Source organism: Microbacterium sp. LCT-H2 (assembly GCF_001866135.1).
In the GTDB taxonomy this organism is placed as follows: Bacteria; Actinomycetota; Actinomycetes; order Actinomycetales; family Microbacteriaceae; genus Microbacterium.
Map to the genome: position 1 here is coordinate 244173 of NZ_MODW01000003.1, position 19935 is coordinate 264107.

General features: G+C 66.4%; 22 protein-coding genes. 2 read left to right on the forward strand and 20 right to left on the reverse strand.

Annotated elements, in window-relative coordinates; genetic code table 11:
* Position 1: 1 nt before the first annotated feature.
* The 16 genes from rpsJ to BK819_RS09845 form a co-directional block, all read right to left on the reverse strand.
* Entirely contained in the window at positions 2–310 is a 309-nt protein-coding gene (rpsJ, locus tag BK819_RS09775) for a 30S ribosomal protein S10 (RefSeq protein ID WP_017201594.1), read from the reverse strand.
* 858 nt (positions 311–1168) lie between these two features.
* Positions 1169–1381 carry a hypothetical protein gene (locus tag BK819_RS09780; protein WP_071328953.1) on the reverse strand — a complete coding sequence of 71 codons (213 nt, stop codon included), beginning with the start codon at positions 1379–1381 and terminating at the stop codon, positions 1169–1171.
* Between the two features lie 147 nt (positions 1382–1528).
* The gene (gene tuf, locus BK819_RS09785) at positions 1529–2722 is read right to left on the reverse strand and encodes an elongation factor Tu (protein WP_025102410.1); all 1194 of its coding nucleotides are present in this window, start codon (positions 2720–2722) and stop codon (positions 1529–1531) included.
* Positions 2723–2888: 166 nt separating this feature from the next.
* Positions 2889–5003: an elongation factor G gene (fusA, locus tag BK819_RS09790; protein ID WP_025102411.1), complete on the reverse strand. Its 2115-nt coding sequence runs from the start codon at positions 5001–5003 to the stop codon at positions 2889–2891.
* An 87-nt stretch (positions 5004–5090) separates the two neighbouring features.
* Entirely contained in the window at positions 5091–5561 is a 471-nt protein-coding gene (gene rpsG / locus BK819_RS09795; RefSeq protein WP_017201608.1) for a 30S ribosomal protein S7, read from the reverse strand.
* Positions 5562–5566: 5 nt separating this feature from the next.
* Complete coding sequence (gene rpsL, locus BK819_RS09800; protein WP_018187369.1) at positions 5567–5935, reverse strand: 30S ribosomal protein S12; 369 nt, start codon at positions 5933–5935, stop codon at positions 5567–5569.
* A gap of 227 nt (positions 5936–6162) precedes the next feature.
* Complete coding sequence (locus tag BK819_RS09805) at positions 6163–6810, reverse strand: spermidine/putrescine ABC transporter substrate-binding protein (RefSeq protein WP_071329131.1); 648 nt, start codon at positions 6808–6810, stop codon at positions 6163–6165.
* A gap of 49 nt (positions 6811–6859) precedes the next feature.
* Positions 6860–7288, reverse strand: coding sequence for a hypothetical protein (locus BK819_RS09810; RefSeq protein ID WP_256209433.1), 429 nt, complete (start codon positions 7286–7288; stop codon positions 6860–6862).
* 71 nt (positions 7289–7359) lie between these two features.
* Positions 7360–8475, reverse strand: coding sequence for an ABC transporter (locus BK819_RS09815; protein ID WP_071328954.1), 1116 nt, complete (start codon positions 8473–8475; stop codon positions 7360–7362).
* Between the two features lie 113 nt (positions 8476–8588).
* Positions 8589–8741, reverse strand: coding sequence for a hypothetical protein (locus BK819_RS16805; protein WP_177173821.1), 153 nt, complete (start codon positions 8739–8741; stop codon positions 8589–8591).
* Positions 8742–8805: 64 nt separating this feature from the next.
* Complete coding sequence (locus tag BK819_RS09820) at positions 8806–9456, reverse strand: hypothetical protein (RefSeq protein WP_071328955.1); 651 nt, start codon at positions 9454–9456, stop codon at positions 8806–8808.
* Between the two features lie 2 nt (positions 9457–9458).
* Positions 9459–9785: a PadR family transcriptional regulator gene (locus BK819_RS09825; protein ID WP_025102416.1), complete on the reverse strand. Its 327-nt coding sequence runs from the start codon at positions 9783–9785 to the stop codon at positions 9459–9461.
* 49 nt (positions 9786–9834) lie between these two features.
* A complete protein-coding gene (locus BK819_RS09830; RefSeq protein WP_071328956.1) occupies positions 9835–10743 on the reverse strand; it encodes a sugar ABC transporter permease in 909 nt (302 codons plus the stop codon).
* A gap of 1 nt (position 10744) precedes the next feature.
* Entirely contained in the window at positions 10745–12349 is a 1605-nt protein-coding gene (gene malF, locus BK819_RS09835) for a maltose ABC transporter permease MalF (protein ID WP_071328957.1), read from the reverse strand.
* A gap of 72 nt (positions 12350–12421) precedes the next feature.
* Positions 12422–13633: a maltose ABC transporter substrate-binding protein gene (locus BK819_RS09840; protein ID WP_071328958.1), complete on the reverse strand. Its 1212-nt coding sequence runs from the start codon at positions 13631–13633 to the stop codon at positions 12422–12424.
* Between the two features lie 170 nt (positions 13634–13803).
* A complete protein-coding gene (locus BK819_RS09845) occupies positions 13804–14277 on the reverse strand; it encodes an NUDIX domain-containing protein (RefSeq protein ID WP_071328959.1) in 474 nt (157 codons plus the stop codon).
* Positions 14278–14362: 85 nt separating this feature from the next.
* Here BK819_RS09845 and BK819_RS09850 point away from each other — a divergent pair, with 85 nt between their 5' ends.
* Positions 14363–14851, forward strand: a complete 489-nt coding sequence (locus BK819_RS09850; protein WP_025102421.1) for a YajQ family cyclic di-GMP-binding protein — start codon at positions 14363–14365, stop codon at positions 14849–14851.
* 856 nt (positions 14852–15707) lie between these two features.
* Here the strand turns inward: BK819_RS09850 and BK819_RS16535 are convergent.
* The 3 genes from BK819_RS16535 to BK819_RS09865 form a co-directional block, all read right to left on the reverse strand.
* Positions 15708–16142, reverse strand: a complete 435-nt coding sequence (locus tag BK819_RS16535; RefSeq protein WP_143049271.1) for a hypothetical protein — start codon at positions 16140–16142, stop codon at positions 15708–15710.
* Positions 16139–16639 carry a hypothetical protein gene (locus BK819_RS16540; protein ID WP_143049272.1) on the reverse strand — a complete coding sequence of 167 codons (501 nt, stop codon included), beginning with the start codon at positions 16637–16639 and terminating at the stop codon, positions 16139–16141. Before BK819_RS16540 ends, BK819_RS16535 begins: the two co-directional genes overlap by 4 nt.
* 891 nt (positions 16640–17530) lie before the next feature.
* Positions 17531–17836 carry a helix-turn-helix domain-containing protein gene (locus tag BK819_RS09865; RefSeq protein WP_071328962.1) on the reverse strand — a complete coding sequence of 102 codons (306 nt, stop codon included), beginning with the start codon at positions 17834–17836 and terminating at the stop codon, positions 17531–17533.
* Between the two features lie 441 nt (positions 17837–18277).
* Between BK819_RS09865 and BK819_RS09870 the strand changes: the two genes are divergently transcribed.
* The gene (locus tag BK819_RS09870) at positions 18278–18910 is read left to right on the forward strand and encodes a GntR family transcriptional regulator (protein WP_071328963.1); all 633 of its coding nucleotides are present in this window, start codon (positions 18278–18280) and stop codon (positions 18908–18910) included.
* On the opposite strand, the gene BK819_RS09875 is transcribed toward BK819_RS09870, so the two are convergent.
* Positions 18901–19911, reverse strand: a complete 1011-nt coding sequence (locus BK819_RS09875; RefSeq protein WP_071328964.1) for an alpha/beta hydrolase — start codon at positions 19909–19911, stop codon at positions 18901–18903. The two genes, BK819_RS09870 and BK819_RS09875, sit on opposite strands and share 10 nt — an antisense overlap.
* Positions 19912–19935: the final 24 nt, after the last annotated feature.

Sequence of the window (19935 nt, forward strand, 5' to 3'; positions counted from 1 at the left end):
CTCAGAGCTTGATCTCGATGTTGACGTCGGCCGGAAGGTCGAGACGCATCAGCGAGTCGACAGCCTTGGGCGTCGGGTCGACGATGTCGATCAGGCGCTTGTGGGTGCGCATCTCGAAGTGCTCGCGGCTGTCCTTGTACTTGTGGGGCGACCGGATGACGCACACGACGTTCTTCTCGGTCGGAAGGGGCACGGGTCCGACGACGGTCGCGCCCGCACGGGTCACGGTGTCGACGATCTTGCGTGCGGACGTGTCGATGACCTCGTGGTCATACGACTTCAGGCGAATGCGGATCTTCTGTCCCGCCATTGTCTGCTCTCTCTCTTTAAGCGTCTTACCGTCCGAGACCGGGTGGCCTTGGGGCATTGGACGCACGTCGGCGCTGTTCGCGCCTCGGCACTCGTCTTCTCGGGCTCTCGACCTCGCGGTCAGGGAGCCTGTCGAAGAGGCTGCACCACTGTTCTGCTGTCAGCCGCACACCCGAAGGTGACGGATGCCCGACGCCCGCCGCGCACGGCAGTGCCCTCGCTGATGAAGGTGTCGGGATTGTGTTCTGCTGCCCGCGGCCTAGAACCCTGCAGCCTCCCGGAGGAGGAGCCGTCTATGCACTGCCCTGGCAGTGATCCGGCGCACGCACAGCGGCGACGGAATATCGAACCTGTCTATTCTGCCACGGCGGATTTCACTTCTGCAAACCCGGGCGTGTCGCGCTCACCGGACTCCCCGTGAACGCCTCCTCCCCTGGTACCTCAGCTCGCGGAGGAGCGCGGGGCGAGGCATCCCCATGCCTCGCCCCGCTTGGGGAGGGCGTCCGGTGCGAGGGGGCACACCGAACGCGAGGAATCCGGCGTGAAGGGACGCCAGACGCCTCGACCGAGGGCGCGGCGGAAGACCCGCCGCGCAGGCGGGGAGACGCTCAGGCGCAAAGAGTGCGCGCGTCGCACGATGATCCCCAAGATCGCTTTCCCCAGTGTGAACGCGGACGAACCCGCGTGATTCGGGAGCCGAACCCCTTCGGCACCCCGACCGCAAGATCCCCAGGCGGTCGAGACGATCCTACTCGATGTCTTCGAGAATCCGCCACATCCGAGGGCGCGATGCGTTCCCTCGACACGGAAGAGCGGCGACCCCTCTCGGGACCGCCGCTCTCCACGGAGATGTCGGGCTCTATTCGTTGCCGACGCTCTTGTCAGCGCTCTCGCGGATCTCGTCGATCTTGTCGGCGGCGCCGGGTGCGATCTTCTTCGCGAAGTCGGCGACGCCGTCGAGCACCTTGTCGCTGATGTCCTCGGCCTGCTCGCTCTTGACCGCTTCCGCCAGCTTGTCCTTGTTCTGCTCGTACAGGTCCTTGCCCTTGTTGACGGCGTCCTCGATACCCATGTGAATCCCCTTCGGAGGTGTGTGCGCCCGGCGATCGCACCGGACACCTCATTGTGCCGGGCGGAACCGGGCGACGGAACCCTCGATCCGGAAAACGACAGAGGGGCCGAGCCCGAAGGCTCGACCCCTCTGCGAGGAAGCGGCTGCTTACTTGATGATCTTCGTCACCGTACCGGCGCCGACCGTACGACCACCCTCACGGATGGCGAAGCCGAGGCCCTCCTCCATGGCGATCGGCTGGATCAGCTCGACCGTCATGTCGGTGGTGTCGCCGGGCATGACCATCTCGGTGCCCTCGGGCAGCGAGATGACGCCGGTGACGTCCGTGGTGCGGAAGTAGAACTGCGGACGGTAGTTCGTGTAGAAGGGGTTGTGGCGGCCACCCTCGTCCTTGGACAGGATGTAGGCCGTGCCCTCGAAGTTGGTGTGCGGCGTGACCGAACCCGGCTTCACGATGACCTGGCCGCGCTCCACGTCCTCGCGCTTGGTGCCGCGGAGGAGCAGACCACAGTTCTCGCCGGCCCATGCCTCGTCGAGCTGCTTGTGGAACATCTCGATACCGGTGACGGTCGTCTTCTGCGTCGGGCGCAGACCCACGATCTCGACCTCGGAGTTGATGGCCAGGGTGCCACGCTCGGCACGACCCGTGACGACGGTGCCACGACCGGTGATCGTGAAGACGTCCTCGACGGGCATGAGGAACGGCTTGTCACGGTCACGCTCCGGGTCCGGAACGCTGTCGTCGACAGCCTGCATGAGCTCGAGGATCGCGTCGACCCACTTCTCGTCGCCCTCGAGGGCCTTGAGAGCGGAGACGCGAACGACGGGAGCGTTGTCGCCGTCGAAGCCCTGGCTCGAGAGCAGCTCGCGAACCTCGAGCTCGACGAGCTCCAGGATCTCCTCGTCGTCAACCGCGTCGGACTTGTTCAGCGCGACGAGCAGGTAGGGGACGCCGACCTGCTTGGCGAGCAGAACGTGCTCGCGCGTCTGCGCCATCGGGCCGTCGGTGGCCGCGACGACGAGGATCGCGCCGTCCATCTGCGCCGCACCCGTGATCATGTTCTTGACGTAGTCGGCGTGGCCGGGGGCGTCAACGTGGGCGTAGTGGCGCTTCGGGGTCTCGTACTCGATGTGCGAGATGTTGATCGTGATACCGCGCTGGCGCTCTTCCGGCGCCGAGTCGATGGAAGCGAAGTCGCGCTGCACGTTCGTGTCGGACGGGTACTTGTCAGCAAGCACCTTCGAGATCGCTGCGGAGAGCGTGGTCTTGCCGTGGTCGACGTGACCGATCGTTCCGATGTTGACGTGCGGCTTGGTCCGCTCGAACTTGGCCTTAGCCACTGGGTCCTCCTCAGGACGTCGTTGTAGAGGTGCCGGGCACTGGTTTGCGACCGGTTCTCTACGGGTTAGGTTCTCAGTTTAGTAGAGAGGGAATGTGAAGTTGTAGGTGACCTGGGAACCCCGGGTGCTTCGACTGGCTCAGCACCCAGGGCTCCCAGAAGAGCGATTACTCGCCCTTGGCCTTCTGGACGATCTCGTCGGCCACCGCGCGCGGGACCTCGGCGTAGCTGTCGAACTCCATGGAGTAGACGGCACGGCCCGAGGTCTTCGAGCGCAGGTCGCCGATGTAGCCGAACATCTCGGATAGCGGCACCGCGGCACGCACGACCTTGACGCCGGCGGCGTCCTCCATCGACTGGATCTGGCCACGACGCGAGTTCAGGTCGCCGATGACGTCGCCCATGTACTCCTCCGGAGTACGGACCTCGACGGCCATCAGCGGCTCGAGCAGCACGGGGTTGGCACGACGCGCGGCCTCCTTGAAGCCCATGGAGCCCGCGATCTTGAACGCCATCTCCGAGGAGTCGACGTCGTGCGCTGCACCGTCGACGATGGTCGCCTTGACGCCCACCATCGGGTAGCCCGCGAGGACACCGACGTTCATGGCGTCCTGGAAACCGGCGTCGATCGAGCCGATGTACTCGCGCGGGATGCGGCCACCGGTGACCGCGTTCACGAACTCGTACGTCTTCTCGCCGTCGAGCTCGAGCGGCTCGATGTTGAACTGGATCTTGGCGAACTGGCCCGATCCACCGGTCTGCTTCTTGTGCGTGTAGTCGTGCTTCTCGACGGCCTTGCGGATCGTCTCGCGGTACGCGACCTGCGGCTTGCCGACGTTCGCCTCGACGCGGAACTCGCGCTTCATGCGGTCGACGAGGATGTCGAGGTGCAGCTCACCCATGCCCTTGATGGTCGTCTGACCGGTCTCCGGGTTGAGCTCCGTGCGGAAGGTCGGGTCCTCCTCAGCGAGCTTCTGGATCGCGAGACCCAGCTTCTCCTGGTCGGCCTTGGTCTTCGGCTCGATGGCGACCTCGATCACCGGCTCCGGGAACGTCATCGACTCGAGGACGACCGGCTGCGCGATGTCGGCGAGGGTGTCACCGGTGGTGGTGTCCTTCAGACCGATGACGGCGTAGATGTTGCCGGCGGTCAGCTTGTCGACCGGGTTCTCCTTGTTGGCGTGCATCTGGAAGATCTTCCCGATGCGCTCCTTCTTGCCCTTGGTCGAGTTGATGACCTGCGCACCCGACTCGAGCTCGCCCGAGTAGACGCGCACGTACGTCAGACGACCGAAGAACGGGTGCACGGCGACCTTGAAGGCCAGGGCCGCGAACGGGTCCTTCGCGTCGGGGTGACGCTCGATGATCTTCTCCTCGTCCTTCGGGTCGTGCGCCTCGATGGCAGGCACGTCCAGCGGGGACGGGAGGTAGTCGACGACGGCGTCCAGCATCGGCTGCACACCGCGGTTCTTGAAGGCGGAGCCGCAGAGGACCGGGTAGATCTCGCTGGCGACGACCATCTTGCGGATGGCGCCCTTGATCTCCGCGACGGTGAGCTCCTCGCCGCCGAAGAACTTCTCGAGAAGCTCCTCGTCGGTCTCGGCGACCGTCTCCAGCAGCTGCTGGCGGTAGTCCTCGGCCTTGTCCTTGAGGTCGGCCGGGATCTCCTGCACCTCGTAGGAGGCGCCCATGGTCACGTCACCCTTGGCGTCGCCGGGCCACACCAGAGCGCGCATCTCGACGAGGTCGATGACGCCGACGAAGTCGTTCTCGGCACCGATCGGGAGCTGCAGCACCAGCGGCTTGGCGCCGAGGCGGTTGATGATCGTGTCGACCGTGAAGTAGAAGTCTGCGCCGAGCTTGTCCATCTTGTTGACGAAGCAGATGCGGGGAACGTTGTACTTGTCGGCCTGACGCCACACGGTCTCGGACTGGGGCTCGACGCCCTCCTTGCCGTCGAACACGGCGACCGCACCGTCGAGGACGCGGAGCGAGCGCTCCACCTCGACCGTGAAGTCCACGTGACCGGGGGTGTCGATGATGTTGATCTGGTTCTTGTTCCAGAAGCAGGTCACGGCGGCAGACGTGATCGTGATGCCGCGCTCCTTCTCCTGCTCCATCCAGTCGGTGGTCGACGCACCGTCGTGCGTCTCGCCGAGCTTGTGGTTGACGCCCGTGTAGAACAGGATGCGCTCGGTCGTCGTGGTCTTGCCGGCATCGATGTGCGCCATGATGCCGATGTTGCGGACCTTGCTCAGGTCCGTGAGCACGTCTTGTGCCACAGGAGTGTCCTTATCTTTTGGAGCAGGTGTACTGCGAAGAGGGGGTGCCCGCCCCTCGGCGAGTGGCCGAAGGGCGGGCGAAGCTGTTTACCAGCGGTAGTGAGCGAACGCGCGGTTCGACTCGGCCATCTTGTGGGTGTCCTCGCGGCGCTTGACCGCGGCACCCAGGCCGTTCGACGCGTCCAGGATCTCGTTCTGGAGACGCTCGGTCATCGTCTTCTCACGACGACCCTTGGCGTAGCTCACGAGCCAGCGCAGCGCGAGGGTGTTCGCGCGGTGCGGCTTGACCTCGACCGGAACCTGGTAGGTCGAGCCACCGACGCGGCGGCTGCGGACCTCGAGCGTGGGGCGCACGTTGTCGAGCGCCTTCTTCAGGGTGGCGACGGCGTCCTGGCCGTTCTTCGCCTCGACGCCGCGGAGGGCGCCGTAGACGATCGACTCGGCCAGCGACTTCTTGCCGTCGACGAGGATCTTGTTCACCAGCGAGGTGACGATCGGAGCGCCGTAGACCGGGTCGTTGACGACGGGGCGCTTGGGGGCGGGACCCTTACGAGGCATCTAACTCAACCCTTCTTCGCGCCGTAGCGGGAACGAGCCTGCTTACGGTTCTTGACGGCCTGGGTGTCCAGAGCGCCACGGACGATCTTGTAACGCACACCGGGGAGGTCCTTCACACGACCGCCGCGGACGAGCACCAGGGAGTGCTCCTGCAGGTTGTGGCCCTCACCGGGGATGTACGCGGTGACCTCGGTCCCGTTGCGGAGCTTCACACGAGCGACCTTGCGCATCGCCGAGTTCGGCTTCTTCGGGGTGGTGGTGTAGACGCGGGTGCAGACCCCGGCCTGCTGCGGGTTCGCCTTGAGCGCGGGCGCCTTGGTCTTGGTGACCTTGGGCGAGCGACCCTTGCGAACCAACTGCTGAATGGTTGGCACGTTCTCTCCTCATAGTGCTGCACGGTGACAGCGTGATGGGTTTCACATCATGACCCACCGGCACGCCGGAACCGACGAGCTTTTGGTGTGGTGGGTATGCCGTGGGGGCGGACCGGCGAGGTGCCGACGCCCAGCGCGCACGTCAGGACGTGCACACACCTGATCAAGTGTAATGCCGCGTAACCTGACGGTCAAATGACGGTCGCACTCCCCCGCGCCGCCCGAAGTCAGGGGATGTCGGGGTCGAACGGCGAGTCCAGCGACTCCGTGAGCTCGGCGAGAAGCGCCTCGATCTGCGGCTCGACATGTCGCGACACCGCCGCCTGGATGGTGATCCGGTGTCGGAGCAGGATCCCGCAGATCTCGCGCCCGACGAGGTTCGCGTACTCATCCGCCAAGGCGACTTCCTGCCGCAGCGCGGTCTTCGCCTCGTCCGACAGCGGGGGCAGCGGCGGCAACTCGGCGGCGGAGTCGTCAGCGAGACCGGCGATCGTGAAGAGGAAGGGGGCGCCGGGTACGGGCTCCGGATCCAGGGGCAGGCCCTCGAACTCGGGGTCGAGGTCCTCCGTCGGTCGGTAGCTGCGGGCGCGGTTGCGCGCGGCCTGCTGATCGAGCTCGCGCTGCAGGGTCGGGAGGTTCCGCGCGGTGTACTCCGCGACCGCGTGGTCGACGATCGTCTTGATGCGCGTCGACAGCCCATGCTGGACGCCGTGCGGCGTGGTGCCCGCGATGCCTGCGGCGGCGAGGACGGGCGAGCCGAGACAGCGTCGGCACGGCGCAGTCCTTCCGCGGTGGGTCGCCGGCTCCCAGCGCGGCACCCAGCGCAACCAGGCCTCGACGGCCTGGTCGACCTGCGCCTCCAACGAGCGCTCCACCCCACCAGCGTACGGCGCGTCGCCGCTCACGGCGCGGATTTGCGGGGTGTCACTCCCCCTCGTCGCGCTCCCACGGCCATCTCGGCCGTGCAGACCTCGTTCGGCGGAGGGCTATCCCGCCCCAGGCGGCCACCGCTGCGGCGGCGAGGAGCACGAGGCTCGCGCCGCCGCGGACGAGATCTCCGGCGACGGCCGTGGCCACGACCACATCGCTCGTCGCGACGAGCACGGCGATCCAGACGGTGACCACGTGCACGAGGGCCGTGAGCAGCGCGATCACGGGAGCGGAGCCGAAGGAGGCGTGTCCCCGCCGCACCGTCGCCCACAGCGAGAGGGCGAACACGATGACGGCCATGACCATGCCGGACACTCCAGGGATCTGCCCCAGGCCCGGGACGTCGATGATGTCGCGGTCGGTGGCGACGCTCAGGGCGCCGAGACCGAAGACGGCGAGGGCGAAGAAGGCGATGGTCGCCATCACCGCCGCCAGGACAGCCGAAACCCCCGCGGACTCGGGCCCGCGGGGGTTCGGCGTGGTGGTGTTCGTGATTACCTCGACAGGGTGGGACCGGCCTCGAGGGTGCGCTCGTACTCGCGCTGCGCCTCCTCGTTCAGCTCGGTCTTGCGGGCACCGCTGCGGGCCACCCAGGCACCGAACCAGATGGTGAGCTCGCGAGCGAAGACGAAGGCCGCGATGGCCAGCGGGGCGAGCAGCTGCTCGCCCGCGAGTTCGAGACCCTGCGACGCGGTGAGCTTCCAGAAGGGCGCCTCGAAGAGCTGGCCCAGGATGTGTCCGGCGTAGGCGATCAGCCCGACCACGATGCCGAACACCACCCACAGGCCCCAGCGGCCGCGGTTGATGATGGCTCCCAGGAGCCAGAAGCCGAGGAAGAACACGACCACCGGGGTCCAGAACCCCCACGTGAGGAGCGGGGCGACGAGCGCCTCGCCGATGTTCTCCCCGTTCACGTCGCCGGCCAGGGCGCCGAGGCCGAGCGTGGTGGCGAGGTAGAGCAGCGCGAAGGCGACGGTGGCGAGCAGACCGATGGCCCCGGCGGTGCCGCGGTTGCCGCGCTCGCGCGGCGGCTCCGGTGCCTGCACGAAGATCGGCTGCGGCTGCTGCGGTGCGGCGGCCGCGCCGTTCGTGAGCGGTTCGGACGGCACGATCCGGGTGTCGGTGTCGTCGGCGTGCGATGCGTAGGCCGCGCCGGCCATGGCCGACTCCTCGTGCGCGTGACTGCTCGGCGTGGAGTACAGCGAGGTCTCCGGCGTCGCGTACAGCGAGGTCTCGGGGGTCGCATCGCGGCGGTCGGCGTCGCGGAGGTCCGCGTCACGGCGGTCGGCGTCGAAGCGGTCGCCGTCGGTGCGCGAGGGCGTCGGGGCGGCGGAGCTGAAGGTGCCGGGGTGGTCTCGCTCGGCGGCCTCGAAGGCGGCGAGATCGGGGTCGACGGCGGGCTCCTGCCGCGTCGCGGACTGGTCGGCCGCAGGCTCGGAGGAGGCCGCGGTGGCCTCTGCGGCGCGGGAATCATCCGCACGGGCGTCGTCGGCGTGGCCGGGGACATCTCCGCGGGCCACCGCCGCGGCGTCGAGACCGGCGTTCGCGCTGCCGACGACGTCGTCGACGTCGTTCGACTTCTCGGGCTGACGAGCCTCGGGATCACTCATGGGGTGCGCCTCTCATCGGGGATGTGCAGTGCGAGATTACCGCCGCGGCTCCCGACGCTTCCTTAGGCGTGCCGACGTGTCGCCATACGCGTGCTTCCGCGGGTCCATGCCGTTCACGGGAAGGTGTTGCGAAGCGCATCCCCGGCGAACTGCGCGAGGATCGGCACCATCGGCAGCGAGAGCCAGACGAGCCCGGCGACGATGCCCGCGCACACGATGCCGGCGAACCAGCTCATCCCGAGGTTCCGACCACCCACCCGTGCCATGATCCCACCGTAGGCCCGAGCCCCCGCGCAGGCCGTGAGCAACGCCGCGACGCGGCGGCCTCGGTCAGCGGACGCCGCGACCGCGCATCCGCCACAGCAGCCAGAGCCCGGAAGCCGGGACCAGCAGGAACCCCAGCAGCAGGAGCAGGTGCCACTCCCCGAAGGAGGGCACGAGCGGGTTCACCACCTCCGGCATCGTCTCGCCGCCGGTCGAGCTGCCGGACGCCGATCCGGTGGAGAAGCCGGTCATGGTCGAGGTGATCAGGAAGGACAGACCGGTGGCGACGAAGGGCACCAGGATCGCGACGGCCTTCTCCCAGGTCCGCCACATCGCGCTCAGGCTCACGAGCACCGCTCCCACGAACCAGCCGACGATCGGCACCACGATCCCGCCGAAGCTCAGCGTGAGCGCGGCCGCGATCGCGAAGCCCCGCGTCGCGGTCGTCGGCGTTCGCGGTGCCGACGGAGCGGGAGTGGGCGCAGGGAACACGACGGGCGGTGCCGTCGGCACCTCGTCCTCCGCCTCACGCGCGATCCCCCGCGGGTCTCCGAGGCGGTCGATCCGCTCCGCGGTTGCGACCGCGTCGAGCCCGTCGAGCTCCTCTGCGATCCCGCCGCGGATCTCGGACGCGACGCCGTGCGGAAGTCCGCCCATCGCCGCGTCCAGCCGGGCCAGGTAGTCGTCACGCAGCTCGGCTGCGGTCTTCTCGGTCATGGTCATCCTTCCCCCACCATGCCCGTGACGGCACGGGCGAACGGCGCCCACTGCGCCCGGAAGCGCGCGAGCTGATCGATACCGGCATCCGTGAGCCGGTAGTACTTGCGCACCGGACCGCTCTCCGACGGCCGGTCGAACGTCGTCACCCAGCCGTTGTCGCGCAACCGCCCGAGGAGCGGATACAGCGTGCCGATACTGGCGATCAGCCCGGCGCCGGTGAGTGCATCCGACAGCTGCCAGCCGTACATGGGCTCGCGCGAGAGCAGGCCGAGTACGCAGTACTCGACCACCCCCTTGCGCATCTGCGCACCGACGTCCGCTGTCATGCCTCACAAGGTAGCATGTGACGCAGGATAGCGGGGAGCGGTTCTTCGATCAGCCCTTGGTCGCTCCGGCGGTCAGACCGCCGACGATGTACTTCTGCAGGAAGAGGAACAGCACCATGACCGGGATCGCGGCCATGACCGCGCCGGCGGAGAAGGCCGACCAGTCGGCGTAGCGGGGGTTCGCCACGAGCTTGGTCAGACCGACGACGAGGGTCTGCTGGTCCACGTCGACGAGCATGACGCTGGCGATCACGTATTCGTTCACCGTGCCGATGAAGGAGAGCAGGCCGACGACCGCGAGGATCGGGGCGACCAGGCGCAGGATGATCGTGAAGAAGATCCGCGCGTGCCCGGCGCCGTCGATGCGGGCGGCCTCGTCGATCTCCTTCGGGATCGTGTTGAAGAAGCCGTACATGAGGTAGGTGTTCACGCCGAGCGCGCCACCGAGATAGACGAGGATCAGCCCGGTGTGCGTGTTGAGCCCGATCGCCGGGAACCAGTCCCCCAGTGTCGACATCAGCAGGAAGATCGCGACGACCGCGAGGAGCTGCGGGAACATCTGCACCACGACGATGGTGACGAGCCCCACGCGGCGGCCCGCGAACCGCATGCGGGAGAAGGCATATGCCGCGCAGGCTCCGATGAAGACGGTGACCGCGCCCGTCACGACCGCGATGAGCAGGGTGTTCAGGAACCACGTCCCGTACGGATTCTGCGGGTCGCTGAGGATGCGCACGTAGCTGTCGATCCCGATGGCCGAGAAGAGCTGGTTCGACCCGGTGAGCGTGCCGTTCGGATTGAGGGAGGCCGACACGACGTACAGGAGCGGGAAGAGGGCGAAGGCGCTCACCACGATGGCGACGAGGTGACGCCATCCGGTGTCGGCGAACCAGGCGCCGAACGAACGACGCGGCGGAGCGGTGCGCGGGGCGGTGGCGGTGCTGGGGGCGGTGCTCATGTCAGTTCAGCTCCTCGAGGGCCTTGGTCTTGCGGAAGCTGATGATCGAGATCGTCGCGACCACGACGAAGATCAGGATCGTGAAGGCGGAGGCGAGCCCGTAGTCGCGGGTCTGTCCGGTGAAGGCCACCTTGTAGACCATCGAGATGAGGATGTCGGTGTGGCCGACGGGGATCGACACATCGCTGAAGCGCGGGCCGCCCTTGGTGAGCATGTAGATCAGGTTGAAGTTGTTGAAGTTGAACGCGAACGACGAGATCAGCAGCGGTGCCACGGTCACCAGCAGCAGCGGCAGCTTGATCCGGCGGAAGATCTGCCACGCGTTCGCGCCGTCCATGACGGCGGCCTCGTTCACGTCGTCCGGGATGCCCTGCAGCGCCCCCATGCAGACGAGGAACATGTACGGGAAGCCGAGCCAGAGGTTCACCAGGAGCACGGACACCTTCGCCAGCACCGGATCGGTGAGCCACGGGATGGCCGCGCCACCGAACAGCACCTGGTTGATGAACCCGAAGCTCTCGTTCATCATCCCGGCCCAGACGAGCGCGGAGAGGAACGCGGGGAAGGCGTACGGGAGGATGAGGATGATCCGGTAGCCGTTGCGGAAGCGCATCCGCGTGTTGTTGAAGACGAGCGCGAGCAGCAGGCCGAGGAAGAAGGTCGTCGCGACGGACACCAGCGCGAACACGAAGGTCCAGACGGTGACGGAGATGAGCGGGCCGCGGATGGACTCGTCGGTCACCGCGCGGACGAAGTTGTCGAAGCCGACCGTGGTCTGCCAGCCGGGCAGCAGCTGCTCGCCGTCCTCCGCGGTGAACGCACCGTCACCGGTGTCGCTGTAGACGGTGCCGGTCGCGGTGTCCGTGATCGTGTCGGCAGCGGCGTCGTAGGTCAGCGTCGAGACGTAGAGGTAGCCGTTCTGCCCATCGGGCGCACGGAGGCTGCCATCGTTAGGGTCGTCGCTGAACGGGACCGAGAGCTGCTCCAGCTCCTCCGACAGGGTGAAGACGGTGGCGAGCGGAAGCGTGGTCCACCCGTCCACGGCGACGGCCTTGCCGCCTTCGAACTCCGCGTCGACCGCGGCGAGAGGCTGCTCCGCCGTGCCGAGGAGCGCATCGCCATCCTCGGGATCCGTGACGAGGAGGCCGTAGGTGCCGAACTGCTCGACCACCGTGACGGGGTACGTCGGAGAGTCCTCCACGCGCTCCTGCGCGGAGGCGAGCAGCGACGAGATCGCCTGCTCCTTGCTCCCGTTGTGGCCGGTGCCGTAGTTCGTGAAGCCGATGTAGCCCGTGTAGAGGAGCGTGAAGACCTGGAACAGGACCAGGAAGATGATGCCGGGGGTGAGGTACTTCGCCGCGATGCGCTTGCGGGAGAAGTAGATGTAGTTGACGACGACCGTCACCGCGACGACGAGGCCGAGGACCAGCCACTCGTGCTGCACGAGCAGCACGAACACGGCGTAGACGGCGATCGCGTCCACGATCGCCAGCAACAGGATCTTGAGCAGCATCCACCCGATCGGTCGGGAGGCCGCCTCGGCGATCTTCGCGGCCTGGCGCTGCCGAGGAGTGGGAGGCGCGGTGCGCTCTTCGGTGTCTGTCATGTCGTCCTCGTCATGGTCCTGCCGGGGCGGGCCGGTCGGCCCGCCCCGGCAGGGTCGTCATCTTGTCGGCCGTTACTCGATCGCGGCGGTCACGTCGTCGACGAGCTTCTGCCACGTCGTCTGCGGGTCCTCGCCGTTGATGATGGCGGCCTCGGCCACGCCCCAGAACTGCCAGACGGCGCCCATGGCGGGGATCGCCGGCATGGGGACCGCGTCGGCGCCGACGGCCTGGAAGCCGGCGATGATCGGGTCGGACGCCGCGGTGTCTGCGGCAGCCGTGAGGGCCGGGAGCACGTTGCCGGCCTTGAACAGCTCCAGCTGCACGTCCTCCGTGCCGAGGTAGTTGACGAGGAAGTCGTTGGCCGCGACCTTGTTCTTCGACTCGGCGCTCACGAAGAAGCCCTTGACGCCGGCGAACGGCGAGGCCGTCTCCCCCGTCGGGCTCGGGATCGGATCGATCTCGACGTTGATGCCCGCCTCGGTGGCTGCGCCCACGTTCCACGGGCCGGTCAGCCAGAAGGCAGCGGTGCCGTCGAGGAACTGCTGCTTGGCGATCTCACCGTCGATGTCGGTGTTCAGCGTGCCGGCCGCGCCCTGCGCACCCAGCCAGTCGGCGAAGGCGAAGCCGCCCTCGCTGCCGAGCTGCAGGTCGGTCGGGTCGTAGCTGCCGCTGTCGTCGGTGCCGAAGACCGGAGCGCCGAAGGCGGTCTGGAACGGGTACAGGTGGTACGGGTTGCCCTCGGCGCCCTGCTCCACCACGAAGGTGCCCTTCGAGACCATGTCGTCGAAGCTCGTCGCGGGCTCGGGGACGAGGTCGGCGTTGCGCAGGACCGCGATGTTCTCGACGGCGTACGGGAGCATGTAGACGGTGCCCTCATAGGTCGCCGCCTGGAGCGCGACGGGGAGGTAGTCCTCGGAGCTGTCGCCGAGCTCGATCGGCGCGACGACGCCGTTGGTCGAGAGCTCGCCGAGCCAGTCGTGAGCGCCCATGACCACGTCGGGGCCCTTGCCGGTCGGGACCTGCTGGATGAAGTCGTCCTTCATATCGTCGACGGACTTCCCCACCAGCTTGACCGTGACACCGGTCTTCTCCTTGTACGCGTCCGCCGCGCCCTGCAGCGCGTCGACCCGCTCGGCGTCGACCCAGACGGTCAGCGTGCCGCCGCTGTCCCCACCGGAGGAAGAGTCGTCGCCGCCGGAGCCGGTCGAGCAGCCGGCGAGCGTCAGAGCCGAAACGATGGCGATGGCGCCCGCGGCGACCATGCCCCTCTTGTTCACCTTCATTGGTGTGTGCCTCTCTCAGTGCTGAGCGCCTGCAAGACTGCAAGCGCTTACAGTATGCATCGTTTCGAAAGGCGATCACAATCCGCGAGCGCGTTGATATCAACCCGTGATCGGCGCGGCGAGACTCTCCTGATATGAAAACGCTTCCATATCAGCCGATGGTGAGGGCATCAGCGCGCGGTGTCACCGCCAGCACGATGCGGTGCATCGCGGATGACGCGATCGATCCAGTCACGCCGCGGCAAGGCGGCGATGGCCTCTCGCGGGAACCAGCCCAGTTCGACGATCTCGTCCATGTCCGGTGCCGGGTCGCTGAGCAGCTCGCACTCGTAGGCGACCGTGACGTAGCCGACCTGGTCGCCGTTCGGATAGGTCACCGCCATCGGGTCGCCACCGTACGCACCGATCAGCCCTGTGATCCGCAGACTCGCTCCCGTCTCTTCGAGGACTTCCCGGACGACCGCGTCCGCGGGCTCTTCACCGGGCTCCACCCCGCCCCCGAGCAGACTCCACGCCCCGGAGTGCGCGTGCCGGGCCAGCAGGAACCGTTCGCCGTCGCGGATGACGGCGGTGACTCCGGGCAGCAGGAGGAAGTCGTGTCCGATCCGCGCACGGATCGCCTCGACGTAGGGGGACATCGGCATCGATGAAGTCTAGGCGCCGGGACGGCGCGCGCCCCGGGGAGCCCGCCCACGGGACTTTCCGCACCCCCGCGGATACAGTTGAGTCATGGCTGACAGTTCCTTTGACATCGTCTCGAAAGTGGATCGCCAGGAGGCCGAGAACGCCCTGAACCAGGCGCGCAAAGAGGTGGAGCAGCGCTACGACTTCAAGGGGACCGGCGCTTCGATCGCCTGGAGCGGCGAGCAGATCCTCATCACCGCGAACACCGAGGAGCGCGCCAACGCCGTCCTCGACGTGTTCCAGTCCAAGCTCATCAAGCGCGGCATCTCGCTGAAGAGCCTCGACTCGGGCGAGCCCTTCGCCAGCGGCAAGGAGTTCCGCATCCTGTCGAGCCTGAAGGACGGCATCTCCTCCGAGAACGCGAAGAAGATCGGCAAAATCATCCGCGATGAGGGTCCCAAGGGTGTGAAGAGCCAGATCCAGGGCGACGAGCTGCGCGTGCAGTCCAAGAGCCGCGACGACCTCCAGGCCGTGATCGCGCTCCTCAAGGGCAGCGACCTCGACATCGATCTGCAGTTCATCAACTACCGCTGACTGCCCGGGCCGATCTGGGTTTTCTCATCAGGAGTCCGCGAGGAATCCGCGACGTCCAGCGTCGTTGCGGTCGGCCCGTGATTCTTGTTCCACAGCTCTGTTAGCGATTTGATACGCTTTCGGGCCTCCCGCTCGACTCGGCGCCCCTTCTTAGACCAGCCTTTTGGGAGATCTTGTTCGATCTCGAAGGTCACCAGGTTCAAGGTGAGTCGCTTCATCGATAGCCCGGGGATTTCGATGTGAGCGTGCGGCGGGTCATGATCGCCAGAGAACACGCGGAGTGTCACTCCGTTGCCCAGATCGACCCCGTCTGCAGTCAGCGCAGAGACGAAGCCCTCTTCGTCCTAAGCGACCGGGTCACCGTCATGCACCCCGTAATGGTGCTGGACGATGCCTCGCACTCGGACTGCGATGTGTGCAGGCGTCACCCAACCGCTAGCTAGCGCTTCGTCCCAATCCCGCCGATAGATGGTCTCCGGCTGATCGTGGCTCTGGCACCAGTGCACCGCGAATGGTCTCGACCGAACCAGCTTCGCGTCTCGTCGGATAGCTTTGGCTCGAACCGCACCCACGCTCGCACCTGTTCTGTAGCCCGTCTGGGCAGACCCTTACAGGTTGCGCTCGTAGGGCAACCCATCGGTCGGTCAGCGACTACGTAGACCTGGGTTGGCTGCGGTCAGGATCGACTGGTGTGGCGCCTTCATGCCATCGAACGGTGGGAGTCTCCTGCAGGTTCTCGCCTGCGCCTCTCGCCGGCGCCTTCCCTCTGCCCTGCCACGAGCCCAGCGACAATCGAACATGGCTGCCAACGACATCCCGACCGGACAACGCCTTCTGGCCGAAGAGAGCGCCCGAGCTATGCGCCCTCTTCTTGGATCGCTTTGAATCTCAAATAGGTCAGACGCGTCTCGTTCACGAACAACTCTACTCGGTATGTTCCAGCGCGCGGTATCTCAAGCTCGTGCGAATCGATGGGCAGCGAAAGCAAATATGAGTCGAACTCAATGGACTTCTTCGCGGGGTCAGGCTGAATATTTACCGCAGTAGTGAACGGATTGATTCCCGAATCAACCCCTGACTCGTCAAAGATCTCAATTCGGACAACAGCGTCGAACGATTCTTGAATGCCATCAATCTCAATCGAAACCGCAATGCTGGCGTCGAGTGGACTCGGATACTCTTCGCGAGAAATGCGCCCGTGACCAGCATTGACCGCGGTTATCAGCCCGCTTCGGATCGTCGCCGAATCGCACAGGTCGAACATTCGAACCGATACTGTCGGCTGATTCATTGTTTCGCTCCTCGGGGGACTCGGTGCGCTTGCGGTGCAGAGGCATTGGTCTGCTCGGCCGTTGCTGGCGGCTTGATACCTTTGTCACTCCGGCCCCACACGAATTGGCTCCCTGGCCGCCTAGCCTCACTCATAATATGGGCGGCACCCGCGCGCCAGTCGTGATCGCGCATGGTAACCGGATAGATGGTCGGCGCTCGACGCTCGCGCATCGACGCCGACACCTCACCGCGATACACCGGCACGAGTTCTACCTCAAGATCGAGCACGCCGAGATACTCTGCAAGCGTCTGCAGAGTCACATTACCGCTCCCGCTGAGAGTGTGCTGAACGGCGGATCGGCGCACGCCGAGTCTCGCAGCGAGCGTCGCCTTCTGCACATTACTTGCCCGCATTGCGCCATCGATCAACGCCAGAGCACGAAGACGAAGGCGGCTCGCGGCCAATAGAACCGATCGGTCGATCGCCTCCGCCTTTTCGACTTCCGTCCTAGACATCTCGGTCAATCCTTTCAATTGCTTCACCCAATTCCAAGTGCTTTCGCGGGAGCTTGCCGCGCGAGGTCTTACTCACTCGCTTCTCGCACGCATTGGTCAAACGAACAGCGCGCCTATGGTTGGCTGTAGCTGGCACCTCATAAAAGAGAACTCGATCTTGTTGCGTCTTAATTTCTTGGAGGTTGCCGCGAAGGTAGTTCAGCTCGCGCGGTGGTTCCAGTTCTCCGTAGATACTGAAAGCCTCGAATCGGACAAGAATGCCGGCGAATCGAATTTGCTTTTTCCTGTCATTTGACGAACTCAGTTCGTCGAGGTACGCGTAAACTTGCGGAGGAATGTCTTTGGAGATTGCCTGCTCGATAGTCAAAGCACTCCCATCGGCGTACACCCACCTTCGACATTCCGCGCAGCTACGATCTCCTCCGAGATTGAATCGTACAGTCATGACTGTACCTCACGATCCTTGAGAACTTGCTCGAGCCCGCGTGAGAGACACATGCCTTGTTCGAGAACGCCGTTCATTCTGGGCTCCGCAGCGGTGTGCCCGACATCTCCGCGCATCCGGGCGGTCCAGTGGGGTTCCATCATGAACGCATGCTATCTGGATGGCCGAGGCGTCCCAGCGCCTGGCGCAAGAACTCGTCAAGCCGGCGGCCGGCTGCGCGATTCTGCACCTTCCGACCCCAGGTGTCGGGGGCCGAGTCTCCGAAGGGATTGTTGGGAAGGAGCGGTTGGGCGCCAGGAAACAGGCCCAGAGCGGGGGCCAACTCGAACGCCGTCCGCATGCGCAGGTATCCAGAGTCATACTCGAATGAGCCTGAGGCCCGAGTGCGATAGATCTTGCCCGCAAGGACCTCGCTCCCGTTGACAACGGTCGTGACATCGTAGACGTCAACCATCGGAGCGCACCCGTACGCGTTCGGGGAGCTTCTCATCCGCCATGAGGCGCCCCCGCTCGGTATTGAACGGATCACTGGCCGCGACGACCGCATCCATGAGCCCGAGAACGCGCATGACTCGGAGCGTTACCTCGAGAGTCGTGCCTTCGCCGTTCTCAAGCCGGCTGATCGTCTGAGGAGTAGTTCCGGCCCGCTCAGCGACCATCTTGGCGGTAAGACCCAGCAACTTGCGCTGGATCGCGAGGTTCTGCCCTATCGTGCGCACTGCGCGCTTCACGGGGATGGGTGTCATGGCCATGCGATTAGTTTAGATCACTAAATAGTGATCTAAAAGTACTTTAGATCCGAATAGTTAGACAGGAAGTTTCACGCATCTTTTCCCCGGTCAACGCATACCGAGATATCGGTGTTCTTCGTCGAGACTGGAAGCGGTCGTGATTGGTCACGACTCCGACGCCATCCCCGCCCGACACCCGATCGCCGCGGTGGATGCGCTTCGAGGATGCCACGCCGACTCAGGGGAGGGAGCGGCGCGGGCCCTCGAAGCTCGCGTCGGCCTGGGATCTGCCGACGTCGCACGCCGACCGGTCCCGGGTTCATGACAGGCCTCCCCGCCCGCTGCGCGCCCCCACGCGGATCGGCCCCCCGAGGAGGCAGGACGGCAATCCTGCGACCGCCGCGCCCCTCCCACCCGAGAGTGGACGCCGGTGGCAGACCAAGAACGACCGGGGGCTGGGCCATGGGGCAGATCGAGTCGAAGAGCATCGGAGAGAACAAGCAGCTGCTGGCGGATGAGGTGTTCCACCACATCGGGCGGCTGATCACGGAGGGAGAGTTCGCCGAAGGCGACCGGATCCGGGACGTCGACGTGGCGGACGAGCTCCACGTCTCGCGGACGCCCGTGCGCGAAGCGCTCCAGCGTTTGGAGCGACTGGGACTGGTGACGATGTACCCGAGCCGGTACACGGAGGTGACGACGGTCACGCCTCAGGTGATGGCCGAATCGCTGGAGTTCGCCGGCTACCAGGGCGGCATCACGGCGCGGATGGCGGTGCCGAGACTGAGCGCCGTCCAACGCGAGCGGGCGCTGGAGCTCATCGCGCGGATGCAGGGCTCGCTCACCGACGGCGCGTCCACGGCGCGGGCGCGGTGGGCCGTCTTCGCCTACCTCGCCGACCACAGCGGGAACCGCCAGCACCGGATGCTCATCGATGATGTCGCCGTCGCCGTGACCCGGAACCTGCGCGGGTGGGTGGTGCGTGCCGGCGACCGCGAGCGGATACGACAGGTCTATGCGGATTTCGCCGAGGCGGTGCGCACCGGCGACGGCGATGAGGCGGAGCGTCTCGCACGCGCGATGTACTACGTCTGAGCGGCGCGCCAGCCGACGACCCAGCGGTGCAGGCGGCGGTACGCGTCCTCCCGGGCGTCGTGCCGGGACAGGAACACGTCGTGCAGGGCGCCGTCGATCCGTTCGACGGTGACCGTGGCACCCAGCCGCAGGGCCGCGCGGGCGATGTCGTCGACGACGAGGACGGAGTCGGCGGAGGTCAGCTCCTCCGACCACCGGGTCGGCGCCACGAACCGCTTCGACAGCAGGACGCAGACCGGCGCCGCGATGTCCAGACCGGCGGCGACGGCCTTGTGCCCGGTGAGGATCGCATTGAGCCACCCGGCGTAGACGGCCATCGTCTGCACCGGGCGCCACGTGGTGTTGACCTCCATCGGATCGTCCGGGTCGGCCACCTCCTGCTGCGCCCGCGTGTAGTAGCCGAGATCGACCTGCGGCGCGACGTCGAGCGGCCGGATCCGCGCCTGGAACTCCACCATCGGGGCGATCGCGGCCCGCACGGGAGCGAACTGGAACTCGAGCCACGGACTGTTCAGGATGAGGGCGTCGGCCGCACCGGGATGCCGCGACGCCCACAGGCTCAGCGTCAGCCCGCCGGTCGAGTGTCCGAGCAGGATCAGGCGTCGCCCGCTCTCCTCGCCATCCTCGCCGCGCCCCATCGCGTCCAGTGCCGCGGCGATGTCCTCGTCGTAGGTGGACAGGTCGGTGATGTAACCGGGGGTCTGACCCTCGCGCAGGCTGCGCCCGTACTTGCGCAGGTCGAGGGCGAAGAAGCGGGCGCCACGAGCGGTCCAGAATCGGGCCAACCGCTTCTGGAAGAAGTAGTCCGACCACCCGTGGATGTAGAGCACGTCCACGCCCTCGAGCAACGGGCGTCGGCGCCGAGCGCGCTCCCACCACGGAACCGGAGTCGGCAGCGCCCGCACGAGAGTGGCCACCACCGGGCCCTGCTCGTCGCTGCCGAGGTCGAGGGTGAGCTGGGCGAACTCATCGCCGAGAACATCCGGGACCCACTCGGCCATGCGTCCTCCCCTCGCGCCCAGGCT